This is a genomic window from Providencia sp. M-27 (assembly GCF_011077905.1).
Lineage (GTDB): Bacteria > Pseudomonadota > Gammaproteobacteria > Enterobacterales > Enterobacteriaceae > Providencia > Providencia huaxiensis.
Map to the genome: position 1 here is coordinate 60,018 of NZ_JAALBT010000014.1, position 26,300 is coordinate 86,317.

Sequence of the window (26,300 nt, forward strand, 5' to 3'; positions counted from 1 at the left end):
ATGGAGATAAAAATAAATATACTGTGAATTTTCTCTACTCCAAACACTTTAATTCCGTAGGGTATAATCGGTTTATTCGAATATCATTATCACCTAGCTCACTTTCATTGCGGTTTAAGACGTCGCTTATGGCACAGACATACTATAAAAGGCCAGTATTTCGTTATAAACTAGGTAGCAGTGCTTGAGTTTAACAATTCAACCCCCATATTCATCAAAGCTATATTATTTATTAACCCTGTCTGTACTAAGGAAAAACTATGCGCGTTCCACGCATTTATCACCCAGAGCCTCTTCAAATAAATACAACGATTTCTCTTGGTGATGATGCTGCAAACCATGTAGGTCGGGTACTACGCATGACTGCGGGCCAAAAACTCGAACTTTTTGATGGCAGCAATCAAATCTTTAGCGCTGAAATTACTGAAGCTACTAAAAAAAATGTATTCGTGCACATTGAAAATAGCCAGATTGACGATAGAGAATCTCCTCTCGATTTACACCTAGGACAGGTCATGTCTCGTGGGGAAAAAATGGAATTTACCATACAGAAATCTGTTGAACTCGGGGTTAACACCATAACACCTTTATTATCAGAGCGTTGTGGTGTTCGTTTAGACGGTGAACGACTGGAAAAAAAATTACTGCAATGGCAAAAAATTGCGATTGCAGCCTGCGAACAATGTGGCCGTAACCGAATTCCAGAAATTCGCCCAGTGCAGACACTGGAAGCCTGGTGCGCGGAAAATGACGGTGCGTTTAAAGTTAATTTGCACCCACGAGCAACAGAAAGTATTAATACGTTACCCACTGAACTGAAGAAAGTACGATTGTTGATTGGCCCAGAAGGTGGCTTATCAGCAGACGAAATTGCCATGACAGCAAATTATCAATTTACCGATATACTGTTAGGGCCTCGAGTATTACGAACAGAAACGACTGCGCTAACCGCTATCACAGCACTGCAAGTGCGCTTAGGTGATCTGGGGTAAGGAGAAAAAATGATCAAGCTCGGTATAGTGATGGACCCTATTTCGTCCATCAAAATCAAGAAAGACACCAGTTTTGCAATGATGTTGGAAGCTCAGCGTCGTGGTTACGAAATCCATTATATGGAAATGAATGACCTGTATTTACACCAAGGTGAAGCTCGCGCACAAACTAAAATCGTGACGGTCGAAGAAAACCCAGAAAAATGGTATGAATTTCAGGGAGAACAAGATATTGCCCTGAGCTCTCTTGATGCCATTTTAATGCGTAAAGACCCACCTTTTGATACTGAATTTATCTATGCGACTTATATTCTAGAAAGAGCGGAACAAGCTGGCACCTTAATTGTAAATAAACCGCAAAGCCTACGTGACTGTAATGAAAAACTCTTCACGGCTTGGTTTGCTGAATTAACACCAGACACATTAGTCACTCGCAGCCCACAAAAGTTGAGAGAATTCCACCAAAAACATGGCGATGTTATTTTTAAACCACTAGATGGTATGGGTGGCGCTTCGATTTTCCGCCTCAAGCAAGATGACCCAAATGTGGGTGTGATTATTGAAACGCTAACAGAACATAGCTCCCGCTACTGCATGGCACAAAACTTCCTGCCAGCAATTAAAGATGGTGATAAGCGTGTCTTAGTTGTTGATGGTGAACCCGTTCCGTATTGTTTAGCACGAATTCCAGCTCAAGGCGAAACCCGAGGTAACCTTGCTGCGGGTGGCCGTGGTGAAGCGCGTCCATTAACTGAAAGTGACTGGGCCATCGCACGTGCTGTTGCGCCAACATTGAAAGAAAAAGGCTTAATATTTGTTGGCCTTGATATCATCGGTGACCGTTTAACTGAAATTAACGTGACCAGCCCAACGTGTGCACGGGAAATTGAAGCCGCATTTGATATCTCCATTACCGGTATGTTAATGGATGCCATTGAACGCCGTCTCAATAAATAATTTATAGCGGTGATTTATCTTTACTGATGATTTTTATTGTTTTTACACGGTAAACGTCATCAGTTTGTTCTACCACCGATTATTTAGCCTTTTATTGTATTCTATTAATTGTGATTAAATTTGCTGGAGTCTAAGTTTGAATCTGCAAAACCATTTTCTTATCGCCATGCCATCCTTAACAGACCCTTATTTTGAACAATCGGTCGTTTATGTGTGTGAGCACAACGAAAAAGGGGCTATGGGGATTGTGATTAACAAACCTATTGATGACTTTTCCGTCGATACGATGCTCAAAAAACTCGAAATCACGATTTCAGATAAAATTGATGATCGTAATTTAAAAAAGCCTGTTATCGCAGGTGGCCCTGTTGCAGAAGAGCATGGGTTTATCTTACACACTCCAGTTAAAGGCTTTTTATCTAGCCTGCACTTAAATGATGAAGTGATGGTGACGACATCAAAAGATATCTTAGAGATGTTAGGAAGTGAACATTCCCCCGCAAACTCATTAGTGGCGCTAGGTTATGCAAGTTGGGAACCTGGCCAACTTGAACGGGAAATTATGGAAAATAGCTGGCTAACTGTCGAAGCGTCTCCTCAGCTTATTTTTGACACACCAATTCATGAACGCTGGACCGCAGCAGCTAAATTAATTGGTATTGATATTCATACAATTTCAATGCAAGCGGGGCATGCTTAATGTCTGGAAGAACATTGTTAGCCTTTGATTTTGGAACCAAAAGCATCGGTGTAGCGGTTGGGCAAGAAATTACAGGTACTGCACGGCCATTAACCTCACTAAAAGCCAGTGACGGCCGTCCTGATTGGCAACAAATCGAAAAGTTACTTAAAGAATGGCAACCTCAGTTGGTTATTGTCGGCCTTCCCCTTAATATGGATGGTACCGAGCAACTTGTTACAAGCCAAGCCCGTAATTTTGCAAATCGGATTCATGGCCGTTTTGGTGTTAAAGTCGAATTACACGATGAACGTCTTTCCACTGTTGAAGCAAAAGCTGGCCTTTTTGAACAAGGTGGTTATCGAGCACTAAGTAAAGGCAAAGTGGATTCAGCCTCTGCTGTGGTGATCCTTGAAAGCTGGTTTGAGCAACAGATATAAGTATTGCGCCTTTTGTGTGGTTATTTTTAGCTTAACCTCATGCAATGGTGCCGTTCTGATGTAATTTGCTTTACACTATGGTCAACAGTCGCTATTCATGTATGACATGAATAAAATAGTATTGAATAAACCATATTGAATAAAATAATGACCATTCAAAATAATATCTCTGATGTCACCGCGCGTATTGAGCATGCTGCCGCAGAGTGTCAGCGCTCACCACAAGACATTACGCTACTCGCGGTAAGTAAAACAAAACCTTGTGAAGCTATTTTAGAAGCCATTGAGGCAGGTCAGCGCCAATTTGGTGAAAATTATGTTCAAGAAGGTGTTGAAAAAATTCAATATTTTTCGAACAGAAATGACCTTATTTGGCATTTTATTGGCCCGTTACAGTCAAATAAAAGCCGCCTTGTCGCTGAACATTTTGATTGGTTCCATACCTTAGACAGAGCGAAAATTGCCCAGCGCTTAAATGACCAACGCCCTAGTGAAAAAGCTCCTCTCAATGTGCTAATTCAAATTAATATCAGCGATGAAAACAGTAAATCGGGTATAACGCTAGAAGAAGTGGCAGAGCTCGCTGCACAAGTCGCGACTATGCCCAACCTTGTGTTACGTGGGCTAATGACAATTCCTGCACCTGAAACGGATTATGAGCGCCAATGTGCTGTGTTTCATCAAATGAATGAGGCATTTAAGCAATTACAAGCTACTTATCCCACGGTTGACACGCTTTCAATGGGGATGACTGACGACATGCGCGCAGCAATCCATTGCGGTTCAACACTTGTTCGCATAGGAACCGCTATTTTTGGCGCGCGCCAATATCACCAATAAATAGGAGAACAGAATGCAACATCGTAAAATTGCCTTCATCGGCGCCGGAAATATGGCTCACGCCATCATTGCTGGGCTGGTTAACCATGGCTACCCTGCATCGATGATCACAGTGTGTTCTCCTACGCCTGTACGTCGAGAAAAACTGGCTGAACAATATGGCATCATTAGCAGTGATGATAACTTAGCTGCTGTAAAAGCTGCGGATGTGATTGTCCTCGCCGTTAAGCCGCAAATGATGAAAGACGTGTGTGAACCACTGCAAAATGCGGCTAATTTTGATCAAAAATTAATCCTCACCATTGCTGCTGGGATCCCCGCTGAACGCTATAACGATTATTTCGCTCATCCGTTGAATTTAGTACGCATCATGCCAAATACGCCATCATTGGTGGGGAAAGGCGTTAGTGGGCTATTTGCTCAAGGGAAGGTTTCAGAGCAAGACAAACAATTTGCACAAGAACTGATGCAGAGTGTCGGCTCCACGATTTGGTGCCAACAAGAGCAAGAAATCAATAGCATTATTGCCATTACTGGTAGCTCCCCTGCTTATTTCTTTCTATTTATGGAAGCGATGCAACAAAAAGCAGAACAACTCGGTTATGATAAACAGCAAGCTCGAGAGCTCGTTCTTCATGCGATTGAAGGGGCTGTAGAGCTTGCTAAGTCGCAAAACGACACGGCTTTTTCGACTCTACGTGAACAAGTCACCTCTAAAGGCGGTACCACCGCGATGGCTTTAGAGCAATTTTATAATGGAAATCTTCCGCAGATTGTTGCCGATGCAATGCAAAGCGCAATAAATAGAGCTGAAGAAATGGAAAAACTTTTTTAAATTAATCGCGGAATTCACCATGCAGACCTTAGTATTTGTCGTTACGACCCTGATCCAACTGTATATTTTTGTATTACTACTGCGCGTATGGATGCAGTGGGTACGTGCAGATTTTTATAACCCTTTTTCGAAATTTGTCGTTAAAGCAACACAGCCTATCGTCGCACCATTGCGCCGAGTCATTCCTTCTTTTGGCGCGATAGATACCGCATCTGTCGTTGTTGCGTTCATTTTAGCTATTGCAGCCATTATCTTTGGTATGTGGGCGACTAACTTGCTCCCAATTTTAGGTGTAAGCATTCTACCTATGGGGCTGATTTTATTATTAACCTATACAGGTAAATTGATTTTTTGGATGATTTTAATCCGTGCAATTTTAAGCTGGGTCAGCCAAGGCCGTAACCCTGTAGACTATTTATTGTACCAATTAACAGAGCCTTTAATGGCGCCAATTCGCCGTATCATCCCTGCGATGGGCGGATTAGATTTCTCCGCAATGATTGTGATGTTTATTTTAATCGCTCTGAATTATTTGCGTGTTGATATCTCACTGATGATTGACCCATCATTAACTGCAATGATGTATTCCATTGGTATTATGTAAAAACGAGTTTTAAATAATGCAAAAAGTTGTTTTAGCCACCGGTAACCCCGGAAAAGTGAATGAGTTAGCTGACCTACTACGTGATTTTGGGATGGATATCGTCGCACAAACCTCATTAGGTGTTGAATCTGCAGAAGAAACGGGCTTAACCTTTATTGAGAATGCGATCCTAAAAGCGCGCCATGCAGCAGCGCAAACCGGGTTACCCGCAATTGCTGATGATTCAGGAATTTCCGTTGATGCACTTGGTGGCGCGCCGGGGATTTACTCCGCACGTTATGCGGGGGCAGATGCGACCGATGAGCAAAACCTGATAAAATTACTCGAAGCTATGAAAAATGTGCCTGACGACCAACGCCAGGCTCAATTCAACTGCGTTCTAGTCTATTTACGCCATGCAGAAGACCCGACACCATTGGTTTTTCATGGTCGTTGGCACGGTGTCATCACTCATGAACGCAAAGGCCAAGGCGGCTTCGGTTATGACCCAATATTTTATGTTCCTGAATTAGGTTGCACCTCAGCAGAGTTAACTAAAGCAGAAAAACAAGCCGTTTCACATCGTGGAAGAGCACTCACAATGATGTTGGATGCGCTAAAGAATGCTTAAATTACCCCCGCTGAGCCTGTATATCCATATCCCTTGGTGTGTGCAAAAGTGCCCTTATTGTGACTTCAACTCACACACACTTAAAGGGGAAATCCCTCAGCAAGAATATGTGGCGCACTTATTGGCCGATTTAGACATCGATGCAAAATTAGTTGCTGGGCGTTCGGTAAAAACCATTTTTATTGGGGGTGGAACGCCCAGTTTATTAAGTGCTGAGTCAACGCAGGCTTTAATGGATGGCGTACGTCAGCGAGTTGATTTAGACCCTCACGCAGAAGTCACCATGGAAGCGAACCCCGGCACTGTTGAAGCTGAGCGTTTCGCAGGTTACCAAGCAGCAGGAATCAACCGTATTTCTATTGGTGTACAAAGCTTCGGTAATGACAAATTAATCACTTTAGGCCGTATTCATGGTGCTGACGAAGCGAAACGAGCGGCTCAGTTGGCCACTAATCTTAATTTAAGAAGCTTTAACCTCGATTTAATGCACGGGTTACCTGCGCAAACTCAAGTTGAAGGTTTATCTGACCTGCGCCAAGCCATTGAACTTGCACCTCCGCACCTGTCTTGGTACCAATTAACCATTGAACCCAACACCCAATTTGGCTCACGTCCTCCAGTATTACCCGATGACGATACGCTGTGGGATATTTACACCGAAGGCCATAAATTATTAAGTGCGGCAGGTTATCAGCAATATGAAACATCCGCCTATGCTAAACCTGGTTACCAATGCCAACACAACCTCAATTACTGGCGCTTTGGTGACTATTTAGGCATCGGTTGCGGTGCTCATGGAAAAATTTCTTTTGAAGATGGCCAAATTTTACGAACCGTAAAAACAAAACATCCTCGGGGTTATATGGAAGGCCGATACATGCATCAATCTTATGATGTTGACGCCTCCGATAGGCCATTTGAATATTTCATGAACCGTTTTCGTTTACTTGAAGCCATGCCTCGAAGTGAATTTACCCAATATACAGGGTTACCAGAATCAACAGTTAGAGCGGCTATTGATGAAGCCTTAGCTAAAGGTTATATCATAGAAACTGTGGATGAATGGCAGATCACAGAGCATGGAAAATTGTTTCTCAATTCCCTATTAGAGTTATTTTTAGGTGAAGAATAGCAATTATTCCGTTCATTTATAAATCATTTCGCTTGTAAATTAGATGAAAGCCCACTTCAAATTAAAGTGGGCTTTTTATTTAGAGGTAAAAATGAAATAGACAAGAATAACAATTGAGGTAATACATATTGCCACCATCAATAAGACAGCGGCAGATATCAGTTACAGTGCATTAACTACCGCATTAACTTGTTCAGTTAAGCTGACTAAACCACCACCTGACAAATACCATAAGTCAGATTGCAGGTAAGTAATTTTGCCATCTTTATAAGCTTTGGTTTCTTGAATATTGCTATCTTCAAATACCGTTTTATCCAATTTACCTGCTCCAATCGCTTCGCTACGGTCAACAATCAGGATCACGTCAGGATCCGCTTGAGCAATAGTTTTGGTATCCACTACACGGCGTTTTGCTTTATCTGCACTTTCATCAACAGGTAGTTCAGAACGTTGCGCTTTCACAACGTTGTAAACAACGGCTTGGCTGTTTGGAATTAATTTACCGTCGTTATGCATCAGCACTAATACTTTCTTATTAGAATCAGCCGCTTTTTTCTGAGCGTCTGCAATGACTTTATCTAATTGTACCAACTGCTCATCAACCGCTTTTTGGTTACCATAAAGTTCGCCAATCACACCAATATTGGCTTTCACAGAATCAATATAGTGTTTGCTATCAGAACCTAAATTAATGGTTGGTGCAATTTTTGATAACTCATCATAAGACTTACCTTGACGACCTGTGATCACAATCAGGTCAGGTTTTAATTGCGCGATTTTGGCTAAATCAGGTTGTTTCATTCCACCTGCATTTTCCATTGATGCAGGAATGCTGCCTTTTATATAAGCGGGAGCATTGCCTGTTGGTAGTGCAACAACCTTGTCACCTAAGCCGAGTTTTTGCATTGAGTCATAAACACCGAAATCAAACAGAACCACTTTTTGTGGTTTTTTCATGACTTCAGTTTCACCTGACAGGTGTTTGATCGTCACTTTTTCAACACCTTGTGCTGTCACGGCATTTGGCGTGAAAGTGGTAGATTCAGCGCTGAGAGCGAAAGGCGCAGAGAATGACAACACAGAAACAAGCAGAGCAGGTATGAATTTTTTCATTTAAATGATCCCAATTTAAGTCATTAAGCCAAACCCGCATTGTAAAGTGAGCAGCTTAGATGTCAATCAAATAAGAATCAATTTCATTTTCATTCCCATTAATGGAATTAATATCACACAAATTGATGATGACGATAATATTGATAAATAAAAAAACAGTAATGTACAAAAAATACATTACTGCTCATAAGGTTATTTGATTGAATTAAGTAACGAGACGCGTTGTTGTTCGATTGAGGTCACTTTAGAACAAACTTGTTGGCCAAATTGCTGGAAGCTTTTCTCTTGTTTTTTCCATTCAGATTCAAGCTCTTGTTGTAACCCACCTAAGTTCCCTAACACACCTTGTAGCGCTTTACTGGCGTCACCACCCGATAATAATTGCTTGCGCCCCATTTCGTTGATGCTGTCTTGTAAAATGCCGCCTAAACTTTCATTAACTAGCTCGCGCCCTTTCGTTTCAACGGTTTTCATGGCTTCATGGTGAAAAACATAACCACTAGGGCGAGTCTCAATAATTTGATTGATTTGCCCATTAAGCTCTTTTTCTAATTTTGTTAACCGGTTACGGATATTGCTATCGCTACCAACCACTTTAACGACAACTTTGTCTATCGTTTCCCTTGAGGTTGATAATTTTTTTTCTGATTCTTGTTTTATCCAAGGTAAGTCCTGACGAATAGCGGCTTGGTAACGAATAGCTTGCTGCTTTTGGGCCTCTGTTGCAGCAATATTTTTACCGTTAAGTGTGATATCACCATTTGGCGTAATTTTTAAATCGCCACTCGCACCAATAACTTGCACACTTTCAGGAGTCATAACGATGTCATCCTTTGGTGTTACAGAACAGTTATAATCTGCAGCTTGGCTCGTCGCAGAAGCAAGGAGTGAAAATGCAATTAATGTACGGCGTAACATAAAATCTCCTAGTAGAGCATGAATTAAAAAACAGAACGCCCAATTCGTTTCGATAGCAACTCTAAAGCCGCACAGCCGACTAAAGAGTTCCCCGCCGAGTCTAGCTCAGGTGACCAAACCGCGACAGTAAATTGGTTTGGTACTACGCAGACAATCCCCCCGCCAACGCCTGACTTTCCGGGCATTCCTATCCGAAATGCAAACTCACCAGAGCCGTCATACATGCCACAAGTCATCATTAATGCATTGATTTGCCTTGATTGTAGCGGTGTGATGATAGGGTCAATGGAGCAAGATGACATTCCTTGCGATGTTAAATAGGAAAAACATCTCGCTAATTCAACACAGTTCATACTTAGAGAACAATAATGAAAATAAGTTTCGAGAACCGTTAAAACATCATTTTCAAAATTCCCAAAAGATTTCATAAGATAAGCAATGGCTGCATTACGACTGGCGTGTTCCAATTCTGAGCGAGCAACAACCGTGTCATAGCTGATATCAGGTTCACAAGATAACTTTCGGACAAACTCCAACATACGCTGTTTAGGTGCGCTTAGGCGTGATTGCAGCATATCCGCAATAACAATGGCTCCCGCATTGATAAACGGGTTTCGTGGGATCCCCTTTTCCATTTCAATTTGAATTAACGAATTAAAGGGTAGCCCTGAGGGTTCTTTACCTACGCGGCTCCAAATTTCCTCTTCCTCATAACGTGTCATTGCAAGTGTAAGGCTTAATACTTTTGAAATAGATTGGACTGAAAAGCGTTGGTACGCGTCCCCTGCGGTAAAAATATCGCCATCGATTGTGGATACCGCAATGCCTAAATGATGGGAAGGCACGCAACCTAAAGCAGGAATATAATTTGCAACACAACCTTGCCCAATCAGTGGGCGAACTTGGTCTAGGATATCGTTGAGTAGCTGGTTAGAAAACATGGCGCTCAAAACGTTGACTCCAGATAGTATTTGCAACAGAAAATAAAGGCACCCAATTTTTGGATGCCTCTTCAAGCGACTGAAAAATCAGTTTATTTATTGAGATTTACTCAATAAAATTATTATTCCCACCAAACATCAAAAAGCTCAGAAACGACGACGTCATTCATCCCTTTTGATTTTAGCCAATTTTCAACAATTTGGCGGTGCTCTTCGGTACATTTACCAATTTTTTGCAGGCAAACAATCCCTTCCCAGCTCATATAGCCACTAGCTTCAAACGCTAAACCATTCGGTTCAATCGCTTCTGCAATCAGTTGGTCAACGGTGCTGTCAACTTCCTCAATCGGCGTACCTTCTTTAAAGCTCCACTTAACGGTAAAGCCTAACTCTTGGAACTCATCCAAGCGTAATTTTTTACGTAAACGACGACTACGTGGTTGTTTAGCCATTATTTGATCCTCTCAAACATTAAATCCCATACACCGTGCCCTAACCGCTGGCCGCGCTTTTCAAATTTTGTTTCTGGTCTTGTTTCTGGACGAGGAACGTAATCACCTGATGGTGATAAGTTTTTATACCCTTCGACACTCGTCATCACTTCAAGCATGTGCTCTGCATAAGGCTCCCAATCCGTTGCCATATGGAAAACACCACCAATAGCTAGTTTGCTGCGAATTTTTTCTGCAAATGGAACTTGCACAATACGACGCTTATTGTGTTTCGCTTTATGCCATGGATCAGGGAAAAATAACTGAACCATTTCAAGGCTACCATTTGGGATCATGCAGTCTAAAACTTCTATTGCATCATGGCACATCACCCGTAAATTAGTGATGTTTTCTTCTTTTGCCGATGCTAAACATGCGCCAACACCGGGTGCATGAACTTCAATGCCTAAAAAGTTTTTATCTGCATTTTGAGATGCCATGGTCACCAATGAGGCGCCCATCCCAAAGCCAATTTCCAAAGTCACTGGATTTGAGTTATTGAATACTTTGGCAAAATCAAAAGGCTCATTGATAAAATCGATGCCTTTTTCTGCCCATTCTTTTTCTAATGCGTCTTCCTGACGTTTTGTCAGACGCCCTTGACGGCGGACAAAACTACGGACTCGGCGCATAACCCGCCCATCTTCATTATATTCGGGGGAGATAACATTATTGATCATAATAAAGGTTCTAAAATGAGTGCCCAATTAAGTTAATGTGCCAACAATCAAGTGGATAAGATGATGAATTACCAAACCCATCAAACTATAGCCCTATATGCCCAAGTTGTAGTGACTAGCCTTACCCTTGAAACATGGTGGATACCGGAGTTTAGCAAAACTTCCACAAGGATGCAGTTGATAATTCGCTAACTTTACACTAAACAACACAATAGCGGTTTACAGCCCCCTTCGTCTATGTTGCAATTCCTATCATGACTGGAAATATCAATAAAAAATAAAATTATTAATGGAAGCTCAACAATTTTCATCTGCAGTGCTCAACTGGTATCACAAATACGGTCGTAAAACGTTGCCATGGCAACAGGAAAAATCGTCCTACCATGTGTGGTTATCAGAAGTTATGCTGCAACAAACCCAAGTGAGTACTGTAATCCCTTATTTTGAGAAGTTTATCTCTCGCTTTGAGGATGTGACCGCCCTTGCCAACGCACCTCTTGATGAAGTTTTACACTTATGGACAGGGCTCGGCTATTACGCTCGGGCTCGAAACCTCCATAAAGCCGCTCAAGTGGTCGCAACTCAATATGGTGGCTCGTTTCCCACTACATTTGATGAGGTTTTAGCGCTGCCCGGTGTTGGTCGCTCCACTGCTGGGGCAATTTTATCATTATCACAAAAACAGCATTTCCCTATTCTTGATGGTAATGTTAAACGCGTATTAGCTCGCGCTTATGCTGTTGATGGCTGGCCGGGTAAAAAAGACGTCGAAAACCGTTTGTGGGAAATCAGCACTGATGTCACCCCACAAGTGGGAGTTGAATTTTTTAACCAAGCGATGATGGATTTAGGCGCTATGGTCTGTACTCGCAGTAAACCAAAATGCGAACTATGCCCCCTCAATTTTGGCTGCGTAGCCTATGCCAATCATTCATGGCAAAACTACCCAGGCAAAAAACCTAAGCAGAAAATCCCTGAGAGAAGTGCTTGGTTTTTGATTATGCAGCATGACGATAATGTGTGGCTAGAACAGCGTCCACCATCTGGCATTTGGGGTGGCTTATTTGCCTTCCCACAGTTTGGCTCTTTAGAGCAACTTAATGATTATCTGGCCGAATCAGGCTTAGAATATTCTCAATTAGAGCAATTAATTTCTTTCCGCCACACATTTAGCCATTTTCATTTAGATATTATCCCTGTAAAAGTTAACATTCAGGCATTTAATTCTGCCATGGATGAAGGCAAAGGACTCTGGTATAACTTACACCTAGGCGCAACTATCGGCCTTGCAGCCCCAGTTGAAAGTTTACTAAAACAGCTCGCCTTACTACCTGATATTTGAGGAAAAATTAATGAGTAGAACCATTTTTTGTACATTTTTACAACGTGATGCAGATGGGCAAGATTTTCAGCTTTACCCAGGTGAGTTAGGAAAACGTATTTTTAACGAGATTTCAAAAGAGGCGTGGAGTCAGTGGATGACAAAGCAGACCATGCTCATTAATGAAAAGAAGCTCAATACGATGAACCCCGATGATCGTAAAATGTTAGAACAAGAAATGATTAAGTTCTTGTTTGAAGGCCATGACATCCATATTGATGGCTATACACCTGAAAAATAATCTGTTTGTCTACCTACTCAGTAGGTAGACTTTTGCCCCAAGACTGTGAATCGTATGAAAAAACTATTTGCGCTGAGTTTATTGATCCCTCTAATTGTCTCTTGTTCTAGCAAGCAAAAACCTGACTTTAACCCGGATTATGTCAAAGATACTAATGGGTTCAATATCTTAATGGGCCAATTTGCCCACAATATTGAAAATATTTGGGGCATTAAAGAAGTGTTAATTGCTGGTCCAAAAGACTATGTAAAATATACCGATGAGTACCGAACTCGTAGCCATATTAATTTTGATGCAGGGACCATTACTGTAGAGACTATTTCAGCGGTAGAACCTTCACAGTACTTAAAAAAAGCTATTGTCACCACTTTATTAATGGGAGACGACCCCAATTCCATTGACCTCTATTCTGATATCAATGATATTCCCCATAGCAAAGAACCCTTTTTATTTGGTCAAGTGCTCGATAACACAGGTGAAGCGATTCGTTGGGAATGGCGAGCCACAAAGTTTGCTGATTATCTGGTAGAAAATAAAATGCAGCGCCGCCAATCTGGTATGAATATTGTTTGGTCCGTAACTATGCAACTAGTACCAAACCATTTAGATAAACGGGCTCATAAATATTTACCTTATATTAAGAAATCCTCGGCCAAATATGGCGTAGATGAGTCCTTAATCCTCGCGATTATGCAAATTGAGTCGAGTTTCAACCCTTATGCGGTTAGCCGTTCTGATGCGCTTGGCTTAATGCAAATTATGCCAAACACAGCTGGTAAAGATGTTTTCCGCTCACAAGGAAAATCCGGTGTTCCTAGCCGTAACTATTTATTTGACCCAGAGAAAAACATTGATACGGGTACGGCTTACTTAGCTATATTGCAAAACAGCTACTTAGGCGATATTCGTAACCAAACCTCACGCCGCTATGCTGTTATTACCGCATATAATGGCGGGGCTGGTAGCGTACTACGCGTCTTCCACAGCGATAAAAAACAAGCCGCACAGCGCATTAACAATTTAGAACCGGGTGAAGTGTATGAAACCTTGTCCACTAAGCACCCAGCTGCTGAGTCACGTAATTACCTCATTAAAGTGAACAAAGCACAGAAAAATTATTTACGTTAAAATTTTTCCAATATTGGATGCCAGCCAAAATCGGATTTAAGGCTGGCATCAGTTATTAACCTTAATGATTTTATGTGTTTTCGATTAAAAACTAGCTAACATGTTGAAAAAAAGCGCATACAGTCAAAAGTTTATTGAAAGCGCCTTGACTCAACCAATGAAATCAGGTTTAATACGCTCCGTTGCCCGGATAGCTCAGTCGGTAGAGCAGGGGATTGAAAATCCCCGTGTCCTTGGTTCGATTCCGAGTCCGGGCACCACTTATTCAAAGAACCCGCCCAAAAGGCGGGTTTTTGCTTTGTATCTCTCTGAAGCCAACACTCGCCCAATTTCAACTAAATTCAACTCGCCCCCCCCCATATGAACCCCATTGTGCGAGTATAGTTACGGGTAGGATCACCCCGAGTGGTTACAGCCTACTATAAATTAAGTAGGTTTCGATATTGTTTAAAGAAAGCTTTCAAGCCCACCTATTGATAGCGCCTGTGGAGGCTAATTAGTATAAAGCTTTCTCTATCGGAAAATAAAAATACGGTAACGAAGACTAAACATGAAATAATTTATAATTTTAAATATTTAATAATGTTAACTCTCATGAATTTTACCTTAATAAACTTAGGTGTTATTGCGTCAAGAACCGGGCCAAAGCTATGATAAAAATCATGCTCCCAAAAATAGGATTTAAATTGATATCTTCTATTCCAATTTTTGTCTGATTGTATAGTTACCCTTAATATATTCCCTAATTCATTCAATGATGAAATAGTTACTTTTATTTCCGACCTATTTTTAGCAATTGCATATACAATCCCTATCTTAGGATATAAGTCATAGTTGATACACTCATAGAAATTACTTTCATTTAAAACCCTGATCACTCTACTAATTGGCAAAATCATAATAATCCTAAAATGATGCTATATCATATAGCATCACATATTATATATTTATATGACTAATGATTGTGTGAATAATTTTTGTATCTATATCCTTGAGACCTCATGCACTCAGCAATAAGTTCAGGCCTATCAGTATAGCTCACGAGTGCAATACCGATATCGTATTTACATTTTGACAATACATTTTGAGTGTCATCATAATTAACACCTTCTTTATACCACCCAGGACCTATTGCACACCCATATAGTATAAATATAGAAAGCGTCACAATGATTTTTAGATTATTTTTTATCATGTTATTTAAAATGAATAAGTTATTCCAATCATATTTATTAATCCATACTTCTGTTTAACTATTGGGCTATTTACTGAATCACCTAATAGATAATACCCACCAGATTTCAGGTTCAAATATAAATCATCAAACAATTTGTAGTTAACTCCAAACAGTACACCTACATCCTTAAACCCACTATTAGGCGTATAAGGTAAATAGCTTGTTTTCATTGATTGCTCTTCGGTAACACCAACGTAAGCTTGATTATAATTTTTATTCACATATCTAATAGAAACATTTGAATCAATCGACCACTCATTATTTAATTCAAAATTAGAATTAATACCGAATTCATATCGTGTTGCATTATCGATTTTTTTCCCGCCATAATTTCTATGCCCAATAGCCGTTAAAGAGTTTATATAGAGAGAATGCTCGTTTATAGCATAGCTAATCTCTAAGCCTGCTGCAACAGCTCCTTTTAGATCCCCCATGCCTTTTAGATCAGTATTTTTATTTCCAGAAAACCCTATTTCCTCTTTTCTACCTTGCAAGTAAGTTCCAATAACCCCAACATTAATACTGTCATATATATTATATTGCCATTTAGCCCCCTCTGTTCCAATACTGAATATCCCATAGTCATCAGTTAGTTCAGTGTATTGAATCATAGCATCTGGAGTTAGTATATATTTTTTAGCCCCCTCATAAGGAGTTACCACTCCAGCACCTACTCCTATTTTTAATTCACTAGCAGATATGCAAGCACAGAAAAACATCCCAGTAATAGGAAATATATAATTACGGTTCATTAATATCCTTTTTTTAATGCTTATTGAAGTTGACTAATTAAAGACATTCTTGATTTTTCAACATATAAACCCAAACCATCTTTATCGTAAAATGCTTTTTCATTTCCATTCCTGAGAGATTCAAGTTTATCTTTAAGACCAAATCGCTCACCTTTACTGGCTACAAATATATCGACTTCTTGGTTAGCCAATACATAATAACTATATTGTAAATCTTCTATTATTTCAGGGTAATTTAGATTGTTGACCAAGTAATACCCCGGGGTAGCTAAACTATCTGCATATATCAATTTATCTCCATTATTTAATTTAACGCGCCAAGAGTTAGTTTAGAGGAATTAGTTAAATACAAACACGTATATTGTTTACCTTGGTTGCAAGATGAAAATGAATTAGATAGACAACTAAATAGAAGGGGAATGTCTCGTAATATAGGATTTAAATGCCCTGAATACTCACAAGTGATCCCTGCATTGAATAATAGCTCAATGCTTGCAATTGTTCCTGAGCCCTGGCTTCGTAACAGTGGTCTCAAAAATACAGTAAATATTCGAAACCTGCCTGACGATTTGGCATTGGGTCGGTTGTTCATAATGTATCGAAAATCAATGCAACCCTGGAAAAAAAAGATAGTGGCAATACTTAAATCAAAAGCTGGTCAGTATTATGAATAAAACAAGTGGCCTAGCCATGATTTTTCTTATCATCAATCTCCCACAACCATAAAAGTGAATAAAAATGACTGAGCGAAACGCTCTTCATCACAAATTACTTGTGCGAAGAAGATAGCTTGTGCGGATAAAATTAAAAAGTAATGACGCCTTATCATCTGTTTATCCGCTGATTTAAAATACCAATTAACCCGCTATTTACCTCTCACCTTACCTCTCACCTTGAGTATCAACCAATAAGCGCTGGTTAATATATTCAATCGTCTCATCTATAGTCATGATTTTATTCACAACGTTAGTAATTCCTTGCCCGATAATGACCTCAGCTTGGCGCAAGTTAAACAACTTACCGTTTGGAATTGAAGATTCACGGATCCCTCGGTTTATTTCTTGGTAAGCAAGGGGCATCCATGGGTAACGATAGCAAACCTCTTGATTATGGCTGAAATCTTGATGATTACTGTTGCCCCCCAATAAAATGAGGTGATCCATTACTATTGGTGAATAAAGCCAACGATAAAATTGTTCTGCATAATGGTTTTTTTGGCTGTAGCGAGAAACACCTAATGCCCCACCGCCCAATTGAGGAATACCCCCAGGCACAGAAGCAAAACCAATTTTAGGGAAAATATCACTATGAGCGACATCGTTAAACAGGTTCATATAAGCAATCAACATAGCAAGTTTTCCTTGCTCAAATTGCTCAACGGATTCACTCCACCATTTATTATGAATATTTTCTGTAATAGAAACTTGATGAAGATATTCACTTAATACCTGACCTGCTAATGGCATTTCTAATCTAGGAATATGGCCATGACTTATTAACCGTCCACCTGCTGCGTAATATCTTAATAAATACTCAGTGGCAATTAACCCAGCGCTGCCTAACGTCGTTGATGCACCAAAAGGCCGTAAAAACTCCCCTTCTTCATGTAGCTCTGTGAAAAATTGAGTTACCTGGTCGTATTCAGTAAAAGAAATGGGAACGGTTAGCTCTTGTCCCGTTTTTTCGTAATACATTCTTCTTAAAATAGGATCTTCGAAGAGATCTTTACGATAAAATAACATTTGTGCACTGGCATCGAATGGCATGGCATATGCTGTATCATTCACCAAACTAAATTTTTGCTGTGTCGGTAAGGAAAAGTTACTTAATAAATCCGTTACTCCATTTCCTATTTTATCCAATGGTTGTAGGATGCGTTCCGCAAACCAAGGAAAACAGGCCATATCAATACGTAGTAAGTCATAATAAGGGTGTAAATGGAGCTGCCCTAATATTTGGTAAACTTCATCATAAGGATAAACAGCTAAATTAACCTTAATTCCTGTTTGCCGATAAAAATGTGGTAGTAGTTTTTTAAGTGCGTTTGTTGAAGGGCTGGGTAAAGTGAGTAAATTTAAGGTTTGATCGGATTCATTGTCAGTAATTATTGCTGGTGTTGCCGTATAAAGGTTGCCACTTTGATTACGAACGTAGACAGTATTCTTCCCCGAAGTTTTCTTTTCGAGATCTTCTCTCATCAGTTCATCGACCACTTCCAATCCTAATTGTGCATAGTTCATAGGAAAACAATGCAACCCTTTTAGTATCGGAGGAATGTTGCCACTTAAAGCAAAAATTGCAGGGCAATCGCCTTCACTTCCAAAAAAACTTGCCTGGGTTAAAAAACTGGCTTTTTCAATATCTTCAGCAACAAATAAATCAGGTATTTGCTCCTCAGAGAAAAAACCAAAAGCCGCCTTATAAGATTCATCATTAGAAGCACGAATAATAATAAATTTTTTATTCGGGGCCTTCTGTTTAAGGTTATTTTGTAACTCACTGACAAAGGTGGCGTGCTCTAAATCGCCATGATCATCACTAAAAATACCCACTAACTGGCTTCGACTTGCCGCAATTTGTTGGCAAATGGCATCAGCTGCCTGAGAGTAATCCAATGTGAAAAAGTGGTAAGCATTTGCAGGCTGACGATAAATAAAAATAATTTGAGAAGCGGTTAATTTTAAGGTGTCAAAATAGATGGTAGCATCCTGCAAACAACTGACTGCCACAACTTGCTTATAACCGCCAGCTGCAATTTTTTGTAATGCATCAAGTTCTGTCGTTTCCAGATCATCCGTCAAAAATAGCTCATAAGTTATCTCAGGATACTGGGCCATCGATTGCCTAAATGAATTAAAAAATATTGCATACTTATCAGACACTAATTGCGGTAAAAGTATTGCTACCTTCTGGCTCTTATTGGTTCTCAATAATTGAGCTTGTGTATTTAACTGATATCCCATTTGCTTGGCAGCTTTATAGACTGCTTCAATTTTCTCAACACTCACATTTCCCCGCTTATTCAATACATTAGAAACGGTCCCATGAGAAACACCTGCTAATTTTGCGATATCTTTGATTGTTGCCATTTGTCTTTTTCACCTTGATTGTTGCTACCAATAGCATACCTGAATTATTCATCGCGACTACCGATAATTGTTTTGAACGTTCCATAGAAAATTAGTTTACAAAACAAGCTAATAACATAGATATTGCAGTTTTTACCCATTTCTTAATCAATTAAAATAAAAATCAATTAAATCAATAATATGAAAAATATTTTTTGAATGAGATCACTGAACAAAGTAACAACTATTGGCAAAGCAAACCCTCGATATTATTATTGGAACGTTCAAATTAGCTTGTTTTTTGTTTGAACATCAACATCAGGGATCAAAAAAACCAAAATAAAACAATAAAATACAGGTAATTATTATGAAACTTCACTTTTTAGGCACTGCGGCTTCTGAAGGTATACCAAATCCTTTTTGCCGTTGTGAGCACTGCCAGAAAGCAAGAGAACTTGGGGGAAAAGATATTAGAACCCATTCTTCCGCGATTGTGGATGATCTTATGCTGATCGATGTTTCCCCGACATTTAGCTATCAGCTAATGCGTGATGGAATGGACGCAACTAAGTTTGAAAGTTTACTATTTACCCATACCCACCCTGACCATTTTAATGTCGGCGATTTATTCAGCCGCATGGAAGGTTATGGTTTTGAAATTCACCATCCATTACATATTTTCGGTAATGACCGAGCAATTAATGGCTGCCTTGATGTTCTGCCTGGCTACAGCAAAGAGCGTTTCGATTTCCACTGCTTAATCCCTTTTGTCACCGTCGAAAGAAATGGTTATAAAATTACGCCATTACTCGCAAATCATGCTAAATGGGAATTGTGCTACGTCTATCACATTGAAAAGAATGGGAAAACTATTTTTTATGGACATGATTCAGGTTGGTTCCCTGAATTAACATGGAAATGGCTAGAAAATAAACAGCTTGATATTGTCGTATTTGAATGCACTTACGGACTCAATGGGAAAAATCGTACAGATAACCACATGAGCCTAGAAACCGTATTTGCCGCTAAAGAAAAACTACAACAACAAGGTTGCCTGCATTCAGAAACTCAAATTGCTGTTTCACATATTTCCCATAGTGGCAAATTACTTCATGGTGAATTAGAAGCGGTTTGTGCGCCTTATAATATCCGCGTTGCTTATGACGGATTAACGCTAGAAGCACATTAAGAGGAAAACTAATCATGGATATGAAAATAACCTCTCGCTTACTGATTATGATGTTTGTGCAATATTTCATGCAAGGCGCATGGAATATGACCATGGGACTTGTGTTAAGTACTTATGGGATGGCAAATATTATTGGTAATGCTTACGCTTTATTAGGCGTGGCAACCATTATTTCTCCTTTATTTATTGGTATGGTTGCAGACCGCTTCTTTGCCTCACAAAAGGTAATGGGAACACTGCATTTAATTAATGCGGTCGTTATTCTATGTGTTCCTCAATTTATTGAGGCACAAAATAGCGGTATGACCTTGTTTATGATTTTTATTATTGGGCTACTGTTTTATCCAACAACTGCACTCTCTAATAGCATCAGCTTCTCTCATATCAATGGCGTGAAATATTTCCCTATTATTCGTGTATTCGGTACATTTGGTTTTATGGCTATCGGATTTATATTAGGGGAAATGGGCTTCTCGGGTAGTACCATGACTTGGTATATTGCATCCGCTGTTGCTGTATTACTGGGTTTCTACTGCTTTACTTTGCCAAATACACCACCAAAAGCGAAAGGTAAGCCTTTCTCCGCTAGAGATATTCTATGCTTAGATGCACTTTCATTATTTAAAGACCGCTATTTCGCTATCTTAATGTTTAGCATCTTTGTATTAATGATACCCAAAACAGCTTACTCCGCTTATATTCCTGTATTTATTAAAACACTTGGATTCGATAATGCGGCATCTATCATGCAAATTGGTATTGCATGTGAAGTCCTGTTTATGTTCGTTCTGTCCTTCTTCTTAATGAAGTTCGGTTTCAAAATTACCTTACTTCTTGGCGCGGTGAGTTGGATTATTCGCTCAATATTATTCTCCTATGCTGCGGTAGATTCCGGTTTTTACTTCATTATTATCGGATTGATGCTTCAAGGATTATGCTGGGACTTCTTCTTTACTGCCGGTGATATCTATGTTGACCGTAAAGCAAAACCAGAGATACGAGCACAAGCTCAAGGTTTACGCTTTATTGTTTCAAATGGCTTCGGTTTGCTATTTGCTTCAACAATTTGTGGTGAAATCTTTAATTCAACTGTCACAGAGACGGGTAGCGCGGCATTACCACAATGGGAAACATTCTGGCATTACCCAGCTATCGTCACCGCTGTTGTCACTGTTTTCTTTATCTTCTTCTTTAAAGATGATGTGTCTAAAAAGAAAAATAACGAAGGTGAAAAAGCAGTAAGTAACGTTGCTATACCCAAATAATTCGAGTTGCAGGTAAGCGACAAGCGAAGATAGGCGGGGAATAGAGATAAACTATATGGCTCGGCTAGCTGAGTGTAGTCAACACCGCTGCAACTTGAGGGGTTACGAGTATACACAGTAAAAACCAAGGAAAGAGTAAGCCTACGTCAGGAGCAAGCCATGGATTTATTTATACAGTTTGTTGACACCATTGGCCCTTTATCACTATCAAGTATCGCTAAACTACTGGCCGCCTTTGTTTTAGGCGGCTTAATTGGATTAGAACGTGAATCAAAGGGAAAACCTGTTGGTTTTAAAACTTGTGTCATTATCGCCGTTGCCAGCTGTTTATTAACTATCGTTTCTATTCAGTCAGCGGAGTATTACGCCAATATCTCTGACAATATACGTAGCGACCCGATGAGATTAGCTGCACAAATAATTAGTGGAGTGGGATTTCTAGGCGCTGGAGTTATATTACATCGTCGCGATGATGCAATCTCAGGTTTAACAACAGCAGCCATAGTTTGGGCATCAGCCGGTGTTGGAATAGCCTGTGGCTCAGGGTTTTACTGGCATGCTGTCATCGTTACAGTTCTTTTTTTCTTAGCAATACAGCTCAGCCCGCAAGTTGCGTTATTTCAGATGAAAAATCAAAAATTAGGAAAAATAAAAGTTCGTATGTTATTTACTCATGAAAAGGGGGTTCCCTTACTTATTGAGTACCTAAAAAGTCACAAAGACTTAATTGAGAATCTCACCATCAGAGATATCAAGAAAGAGCGCGTCGAGGTAAATTTAAAGTTATTAGTACGCCAAAAAATCACTTTACCTGAATTTTACTGTTCCTTAAAACAGTTAGATTATGTGCATTCTGTTTCTCTAGATCACTAACCCTCTTCTTTTCAAGGTGCTATCTTTTCATATGAGCTTAAATAACCTGCTTACATTCGCAGGTTATTTACCTATAAATTACCTTTCCCACTATAAATTCCGTAAATCCTCTGGAATATTCTTTTTCAAAATGCGCCAGAAGTCCTCTGCGGTTTTATTTAGTCGTGTATCCATGCGATAGATGTACGCTTGGATAGGTATTGTTAATTCAGGCGTATCCAAACAAACCAGTTTTTTTTCTTTCAATTCATTCACTACGGAATAAATGGGTAACCATGCAATGCCATGGCCATCCAAAGCCATATTTTTTAGTAACTCACTCATTGATGACATAAAAAGTGTTTTCGAATTGATCGCACCAAACTCACTTAACCGACGATTAACTAACCTTCCCATATATGAAGCACTGGTGTAATTCAGCAACGGCACTTGAGGTTGATAGATATCAAATAGCGGCTTACCATGCTCATCCGCTGCACAAATTGGATATAATTCAGATTCAAATACATTCAATGAGGAAAATGGAGATTGCATTAAATCCTCATCATAAAATGAGATAATAAAATCACTTTTTCCTTCTCTCAATGCGTTCACAACTTGTACCACATCAATGGCTTCAACATGGTAAACAAACTCCTCACCGTAACCAGACAGCCCATGAACCAATTTAGGCAGTAATGTCAGTGACAACGAATGAGCGGCGGCAATTTTAATATTCGGTAGGCTCAATACATTGTGACCGGATAGTTCATTTAAGTTACATTCCAGTTGTTGTAATAAACTACGCGCTTGAGAATGAAAAATTTTGCCCTCTTCAGACAACTGTAAAGGGGAAGTCGTTCTATCAAATAATTCAACGCCAATGGCTTCCTCTAAAGCTCTAATACGACGGCTAAATGCGGGCTGAGAAATACTCCGCTGTTCTGCTGCATGAGAAAAATGTCGACATGATTCTAGAGTTAAAAAATCATATAGCCATTTTGTTTCTATATTTTTCATCTTATTAAGCCTTAAATTGACTTGCTGTTAAAATATAAAAAACTAAAAGTATTTTTATTGATATTTTGAGTTAATGACTAGTTAAATAACAAAGCTAAATTTGTAATAGCGTTATTTGTATTATGCATAGCCCTACCATTTAAAACATTAACAAAAATCAAAAATAATTTTCATTTAATTTATTTAATTCATAAAACCTAGTCTATTCAGGCCTTCAGAGCAATTTATAAAAATATTTTTATTTTGAATAAAAGTTCTTAATGCGTATCTTGCATCAAACCATACTTACTTGCATTTCTCATCCAAGACAAACATTGATAAATATTAACCACAAGTTAAGCAGCAATAAGTAAGTTAATAATCACTTGAATATTAACCAATATGTTAAATAAATGAAGAAAGATAAGCATTTATTGATTTTTATTTTATAAAAAGGCTAATGAAATGCAGGGGTATTAAAATGAAAGGTTTAATTGGTGTATTAGGTGGTATGGGGCCTGCCGCTACTGTTGATTTATTTAATAAATTTGTAAGCTATACCGTAGCAAATAGAGACCAAGAGCATATCCCTTTAATTATATCATCTATTCCTGATATACCAGATCGAACAGAAGCGCTATTAAACCATGGTGAATCACCTTTACCTTTAATGACTGACTATTTAAAGAAACTAGAAAGTGCCGGGGCCGAATGTATTGTTATACCTTGTAATACAGCACATTTTTGGTTTAGTGAACTAAAAAAAGCTTGCCATGTCGACATGCTAAGCATTGTTGAAACGACAATGAAAGAAGTACTAGCAACCAAGAAAAAAAATATCGGATTACTTGCAACAAATGCCACTATGTATATGGGACTATATCAAAAAAACATAGAGAATAAACATTTAAACTGCATTACTCCTGATAAAAAAAGCCAAGAAAATGTAATGGAAAGCATTTATTTATTAAAATCAGGAAATAAAAAAATTGCTGAATCCATTATGAAACAGCAAGCTGAAATTTTATTTTCCCGAGGTGCCGAAATTATTGTACTTGGCTGCACCGAGGTTCCCGTCATTCTTGAAAATGAAATTAATAGTTATCCAGATAAATATATTGACTCAACCAGCTCATTAGTCAGAGCAAGTATTCACTGGTATGAAAACAGAGTCGGAAAACAAAATTTAATGATAAATAAAAATATTTAACTTATATCAACTATCAAAAATTAATTTTTTAATATTACTAATGACAATATATTGTCTATTGGAGACGATTATGGTTTGGCTAGAAATCATTGTTGTATTAGGTGCAATATTCTTTGGTATACGCATGGGCGGAATAGGTATAGGACTCTGCGGTGGGTTAGGATTAGCGGTATTAACTATCGGATTTGGTTTACCTATAGGTTCACCACCTGTTGATGTTATTCTGATTATTATGACGGTTGTGGTAGCAGCATCTGCATTACAAGCTGCGGGCGGGATGGATTATCTAGTCCGCCTAGCCAGTAAATTTATGCGTAAAAATCCTAAGTATCTAAACATTATAGCGCCAATCACCACTTGGGTGATGACTATCATGGCTGGTACAGGTTTCATTGTGTTTTCTATGCTGCCTGTGATAGCAGAAATTGCGAAAGATTCGGGTATCCGACCATCTAGAACATTAGCAGGCTCAGTGGTTGCCTCACAAATTGCTATTTCGGGCTCTCCAATCAGTGCAGCAATGGCAGCGATGTTGACAATCATGGAAGGTAATGGCATCACTTTTATCGTTGTCATGTCAGTATGTTTACCCGCCTCTTTTGTTGCTGCCATGGTTGCCGCTTTTATTGCATCACGTCAAGGCTGCGAACTTGAAAACGATGAGGTCTATTTAGAACGTTTACAAAAAGGCTTAGTTCATAAATACGAAGAGAAAAAAGGCGAGAGCACAACGAGAGAAAAATTCTCTGTTGTTCTATTCATTATTGCCACGATTGCTATCGTGATCCTCGCTGCATTCCCACAATTACGTCCTGGTTTTGATATCGGTAAGCCGATGGGAACACGAGATATCATCATCATTTGTATGCTAAGTGCAGCATGTTTGATGGTGGTTTTCTGTAAAACATCACCTGACTCTATTGTATTAGCACCAACATTCCGCTCAGGAATGAGTTCTCTTGCAGTGATCCTCGGAATTGTGACATTAGGTACCACTTTTGTTGATGCCCATATGGACCAAATCAAGGCCATCGCGGGAGATGTATTATCTGCATATCCTATTTTATTGGCTTTAGTTCTGTTTTTGACCTGTGCCTTGTTATATTCACAAGGTGCCACAACACCGTTAATTATTCCATTAGCCATTGCCTTAGATGTCCCGACATGGGCAATTTTGGCCTCTTTTGTCGCCGTCACCGGGGTATTTGTCTTACCCACTTACCCAACATCATTAGCTGCCATTGAATTCGACTCTACTGGGTCTACTCGAGTCGGAAAATATATTTTAAATCATCCCTTTATGTTACCAGGGCTAGGTGGAATTATTGCCGGTGTCGCCTTCGGCTTTATCATTGCACCAATGATTGTCTAGCACTAGGGTGTGAGTCTCCCTCACACCCTTTACGCTGTAATAAAATGATTTTATTGACAAAATGAAGTTAAACTTTGGCTCTATTTAGCTTTATACTTTGTTTAATTGGTAAAATACAATTACGAGGTATAAAGCTATTTTTTTCATACCTATAGGTATATCTGCAAAAAATATTATGACAGCGTATCAAAATGACTCATTACTCTATTTAATTTTTTAAATTAAATTTTATAAATTAAAAATAATGGCCTATTAGCCATTCAATATCTCTTTATTAAATGTAGTTTAAATTTGTTTTCATTCAAAAGTGTGAGCTGAAATGTTTTTGCATGAATTATCCGCTTCTGAAAATAGTTAAAATAATTATACTCGGC

The 26,300-nt window shown here is 39.2% G+C and carries 27 protein-coding genes, 1 tRNA gene and 1 pseudogene; 19 read left to right on the forward strand and 10 right to left on the reverse strand.

Features of this window, described 5'->3' with window-relative positions; translation table 11 throughout:
- Positions 1-260: 260 nt before the first annotated feature.
- The 9 genes from rsmE to hemW all read left to right on the forward strand — a co-directional run bounded on the left by rsmE (position 261) and on the right by hemW (position 7,089).
- On the forward strand, positions 261-992 hold the full coding sequence (rsmE, locus tag G6Q48_RS17245) for a 16S rRNA (uracil(1498)-N(3))-methyltransferase (protein ID WP_102139763.1): 732 nt from the start codon (positions 261-263) through the stop codon (positions 990-992).
- Between the two features lie 9 nt (positions 993-1,001).
- Positions 1,002-1,949: a glutathione synthase gene (gene gshB, locus G6Q48_RS17250; protein WP_102139764.1), complete on the forward strand. Its 948-nt coding sequence runs from the start codon at positions 1,002-1,004 to the stop codon at positions 1,947-1,949.
- A gap of 136 nt (positions 1,950-2,085) precedes the next feature.
- Positions 2,086-2,649 carry a YqgE/AlgH family protein gene (locus G6Q48_RS17255; RefSeq protein ID WP_102139765.1) on the forward strand — a complete coding sequence of 188 codons (564 nt, stop codon included), beginning with the start codon at positions 2,086-2,088 and terminating at the stop codon, positions 2,647-2,649.
- Complete coding sequence (gene ruvX, locus G6Q48_RS17260) at positions 2,649-3,068, forward strand: Holliday junction resolvase RuvX (protein ID WP_102139766.1); 420 nt, start codon at positions 2,649-2,651, stop codon at positions 3,066-3,068. Before G6Q48_RS17255 ends, ruvX begins: the two co-directional genes overlap by 1 nt.
- A gap of 147 nt (positions 3,069-3,215) precedes the next feature.
- On the forward strand, positions 3,216-3,908 hold the full coding sequence (locus tag G6Q48_RS17265) for a YggS family pyridoxal phosphate-dependent enzyme (RefSeq protein WP_166267753.1): 693 nt from the start codon (positions 3,216-3,218) through the stop codon (positions 3,906-3,908).
- Positions 3,909-3,921: 13 nt separating this feature from the next.
- On the forward strand, positions 3,922-4,743 hold the full coding sequence (gene proC, locus G6Q48_RS17270) for a pyrroline-5-carboxylate reductase (RefSeq protein ID WP_102139768.1): 822 nt from the start codon (positions 3,922-3,924) through the stop codon (positions 4,741-4,743).
- Positions 4,744-4,762: 19 nt separating this feature from the next.
- A complete protein-coding gene (locus tag G6Q48_RS17275; RefSeq protein ID WP_102139769.1) occupies positions 4,763-5,347 on the forward strand; it encodes a YggT family protein in 585 nt (194 codons plus the stop codon).
- 16 nt (positions 5,348-5,363) lie between these two features.
- On the forward strand, positions 5,364-5,957 hold the full coding sequence (gene rdgB, locus G6Q48_RS17280; RefSeq protein ID WP_102139770.1) for an RdgB/HAM1 family non-canonical purine NTP pyrophosphatase: 594 nt from the start codon (positions 5,364-5,366) through the stop codon (positions 5,955-5,957).
- On the forward strand, positions 5,950-7,089 hold the full coding sequence (gene hemW, locus G6Q48_RS17285; protein ID WP_166267755.1) for a radical SAM family heme chaperone HemW: 1,140 nt from the start codon (positions 5,950-5,952) through the stop codon (positions 7,087-7,089). The genes rdgB and hemW overlap by 8 nt, the downstream gene beginning before the upstream one ends.
- A 162-nt stretch (positions 7,090-7,251) precedes the next feature.
- Here hemW and G6Q48_RS17290 read toward each other — a convergent pair whose 3' ends face one another.
- The 5 genes from G6Q48_RS17290 to trmB all read right to left on the reverse strand — a co-directional run bounded on the left by G6Q48_RS17290 (position 7,252) and on the right by trmB (position 11,232).
- On the reverse strand, positions 7,252-8,202 hold the full coding sequence (locus tag G6Q48_RS17290) for a siderophore ABC transporter substrate-binding protein (protein ID WP_102139772.1): 951 nt from the start codon (positions 8,200-8,202) through the stop codon (positions 7,252-7,254).
- Positions 8,203-8,394: 192 nt separating this feature from the next.
- Positions 8,395-9,120, reverse strand: a complete 726-nt coding sequence (locus G6Q48_RS17295) for a DUF2884 domain-containing protein (protein ID WP_166267757.1) — start codon at positions 9,118-9,120, stop codon at positions 8,395-8,397.
- 23 nt (positions 9,121-9,143) lie between these two features.
- Positions 9,144-10,070: a glutaminase B gene (glsB, locus tag G6Q48_RS17300; protein WP_102139774.1), complete on the reverse strand. Its 927-nt coding sequence runs from the start codon at positions 10,068-10,070 to the stop codon at positions 9,144-9,146.
- A 113-nt stretch (positions 10,071-10,183) separates the two neighbouring features.
- Positions 10,184-10,513 carry a YggL family protein gene (locus G6Q48_RS17305; RefSeq protein ID WP_004914167.1) on the reverse strand — a complete coding sequence of 110 codons (330 nt, stop codon included), beginning with the start codon at positions 10,511-10,513 and terminating at the stop codon, positions 10,184-10,186.
- Positions 10,513-11,232, reverse strand: a complete 720-nt coding sequence (gene trmB / locus G6Q48_RS17310) for a tRNA (guanosine(46)-N7)-methyltransferase TrmB (protein WP_166267759.1) — start codon at positions 11,230-11,232, stop codon at positions 10,513-10,515. Before trmB ends, G6Q48_RS17305 begins: the two co-directional genes overlap by 1 nt.
- Positions 11,233-11,521: 289 nt before the next feature.
- Here trmB and mutY point away from each other — a divergent pair, with 289 nt between their 5' ends.
- From mutY to G6Q48_RS17330, 4 genes are all read left to right on the forward strand, one after another.
- Positions 11,522-12,574 carry an A/G-specific adenine glycosylase gene (mutY, locus tag G6Q48_RS17315; RefSeq protein WP_166267761.1) on the forward strand — a complete coding sequence of 351 codons (1,053 nt, stop codon included), beginning with the start codon at positions 11,522-11,524 and terminating at the stop codon, positions 12,572-12,574.
- A 10-nt stretch (positions 12,575-12,584) separates the two neighbouring features.
- Positions 12,585-12,854, forward strand: a complete 270-nt coding sequence (locus G6Q48_RS17320; RefSeq protein WP_004264665.1) for an oxidative damage protection protein — start codon at positions 12,585-12,587, stop codon at positions 12,852-12,854.
- A 54-nt stretch (positions 12,855-12,908) separates the two neighbouring features.
- Positions 12,909-13,982: a membrane-bound lytic murein transglycosylase MltC gene (mltC, locus tag G6Q48_RS17325; RefSeq protein ID WP_166267763.1), complete on the forward strand. Its 1,074-nt coding sequence runs from the start codon at positions 12,909-12,911 to the stop codon at positions 13,980-13,982.
- Positions 13,983-14,166: 184 nt separating this feature from the next.
- Positions 14,167-14,242, forward strand: a tRNA-Phe gene (locus tag G6Q48_RS17330).
- Between the two features lie 300 nt (positions 14,243-14,542).
- Here G6Q48_RS17330 and G6Q48_RS22860 read toward each other — a convergent pair.
- The 3 genes from G6Q48_RS22860 to G6Q48_RS17345 all read right to left on the reverse strand — a co-directional run bounded on the left by G6Q48_RS22860 (position 14,543) and on the right by G6Q48_RS17345 (position 16,261).
- Positions 14,543-14,881, reverse strand: coding sequence for a hypothetical protein (locus G6Q48_RS22860; RefSeq protein WP_102139461.1), 339 nt, complete (start codon positions 14,879-14,881; stop codon positions 14,543-14,545).
- Positions 14,882-15,182: 301 nt separating this feature from the next.
- Positions 15,183-15,971 (reverse strand): MipA/OmpV family protein, encoded by a 789-nt coding sequence (locus G6Q48_RS17340; protein WP_166267765.1) that lies wholly within the window; start codon positions 15,969-15,971, stop codon positions 15,183-15,185.
- A 20-nt stretch (positions 15,972-15,991) separates the two neighbouring features.
- On the reverse strand, positions 15,992-16,261 hold the full coding sequence (locus G6Q48_RS17345) for a hypothetical protein (protein WP_166267767.1): 270 nt from the start codon (positions 16,259-16,261) through the stop codon (positions 15,992-15,994).
- Positions 16,262-16,300: 39 nt separating this feature from the next.
- Between G6Q48_RS17345 and G6Q48_RS17350 the strand changes: the two are divergent.
- Positions 16,301-16,645: pseudogene (locus G6Q48_RS17350) on the forward strand (LysR family transcriptional regulator); the annotation flags it as partial.
- Positions 16,646-16,852: 207 nt separating this feature from the next.
- Here G6Q48_RS17350 and G6Q48_RS17355 read toward each other — a convergent pair.
- Positions 16,853-19,060, reverse strand: a complete 2,208-nt coding sequence (locus G6Q48_RS17355; protein WP_166267769.1) for an extracellular solute-binding protein — start codon at positions 19,058-19,060, stop codon at positions 16,853-16,855.
- 346 nt (positions 19,061-19,406) lie between these two features.
- Here G6Q48_RS17355 and G6Q48_RS17360 point away from each other — a divergent pair, with 346 nt between their 5' ends.
- The 3 genes from G6Q48_RS17360 to G6Q48_RS17370 all read left to right on the forward strand — a co-directional run bounded on the left by G6Q48_RS17360 (position 19,407) and on the right by G6Q48_RS17370 (position 22,366).
- A complete protein-coding gene (locus G6Q48_RS17360) occupies positions 19,407-20,228 on the forward strand; it encodes an MBL fold metallo-hydrolase (protein WP_166267771.1) in 822 nt (273 codons plus the stop codon).
- A gap of 14 nt (positions 20,229-20,242) precedes the next feature.
- Positions 20,243-21,493: an MFS transporter gene (locus G6Q48_RS17365; protein WP_166267773.1), complete on the forward strand. Its 1,251-nt coding sequence runs from the start codon at positions 20,243-20,245 to the stop codon at positions 21,491-21,493.
- Between the two features lie 159 nt (positions 21,494-21,652).
- Positions 21,653-22,366, forward strand: coding sequence for an MgtC/SapB family protein (locus tag G6Q48_RS17370; RefSeq protein ID WP_102139469.1), 714 nt, complete (start codon positions 21,653-21,655; stop codon positions 22,364-22,366).
- A gap of 90 nt (positions 22,367-22,456) precedes the next feature.
- On the opposite strand, the gene hypT is transcribed toward G6Q48_RS17370, so the two are convergent.
- Positions 22,457-23,365, reverse strand: a complete 909-nt coding sequence (gene hypT, locus G6Q48_RS17375) for a hypochlorite stress DNA-binding transcriptional regulator HypT (protein WP_166267775.1) — start codon at positions 23,363-23,365, stop codon at positions 22,457-22,459.
- A gap of 460 nt (positions 23,366-23,825) precedes the next feature.
- On the opposite strand from hypT, the gene G6Q48_RS17380 reads away from it, so the two are divergent.
- Together G6Q48_RS17380 and G6Q48_RS17385 are read left to right on the forward strand one after the other, a co-directional pair.
- On the forward strand, positions 23,826-24,554 hold the full coding sequence (locus G6Q48_RS17380) for an aspartate/glutamate racemase family protein (protein ID WP_166267777.1): 729 nt from the start codon (positions 23,826-23,828) through the stop codon (positions 24,552-24,554).
- A gap of 70 nt (positions 24,555-24,624) precedes the next feature.
- A complete protein-coding gene (locus G6Q48_RS17385) occupies positions 24,625-25,926 on the forward strand; it encodes an anaerobic C4-dicarboxylate transporter (protein WP_094963063.1) in 1,302 nt (433 codons plus the stop codon).
- Positions 25,927-26,300: the final 374 nt, after the last annotated feature.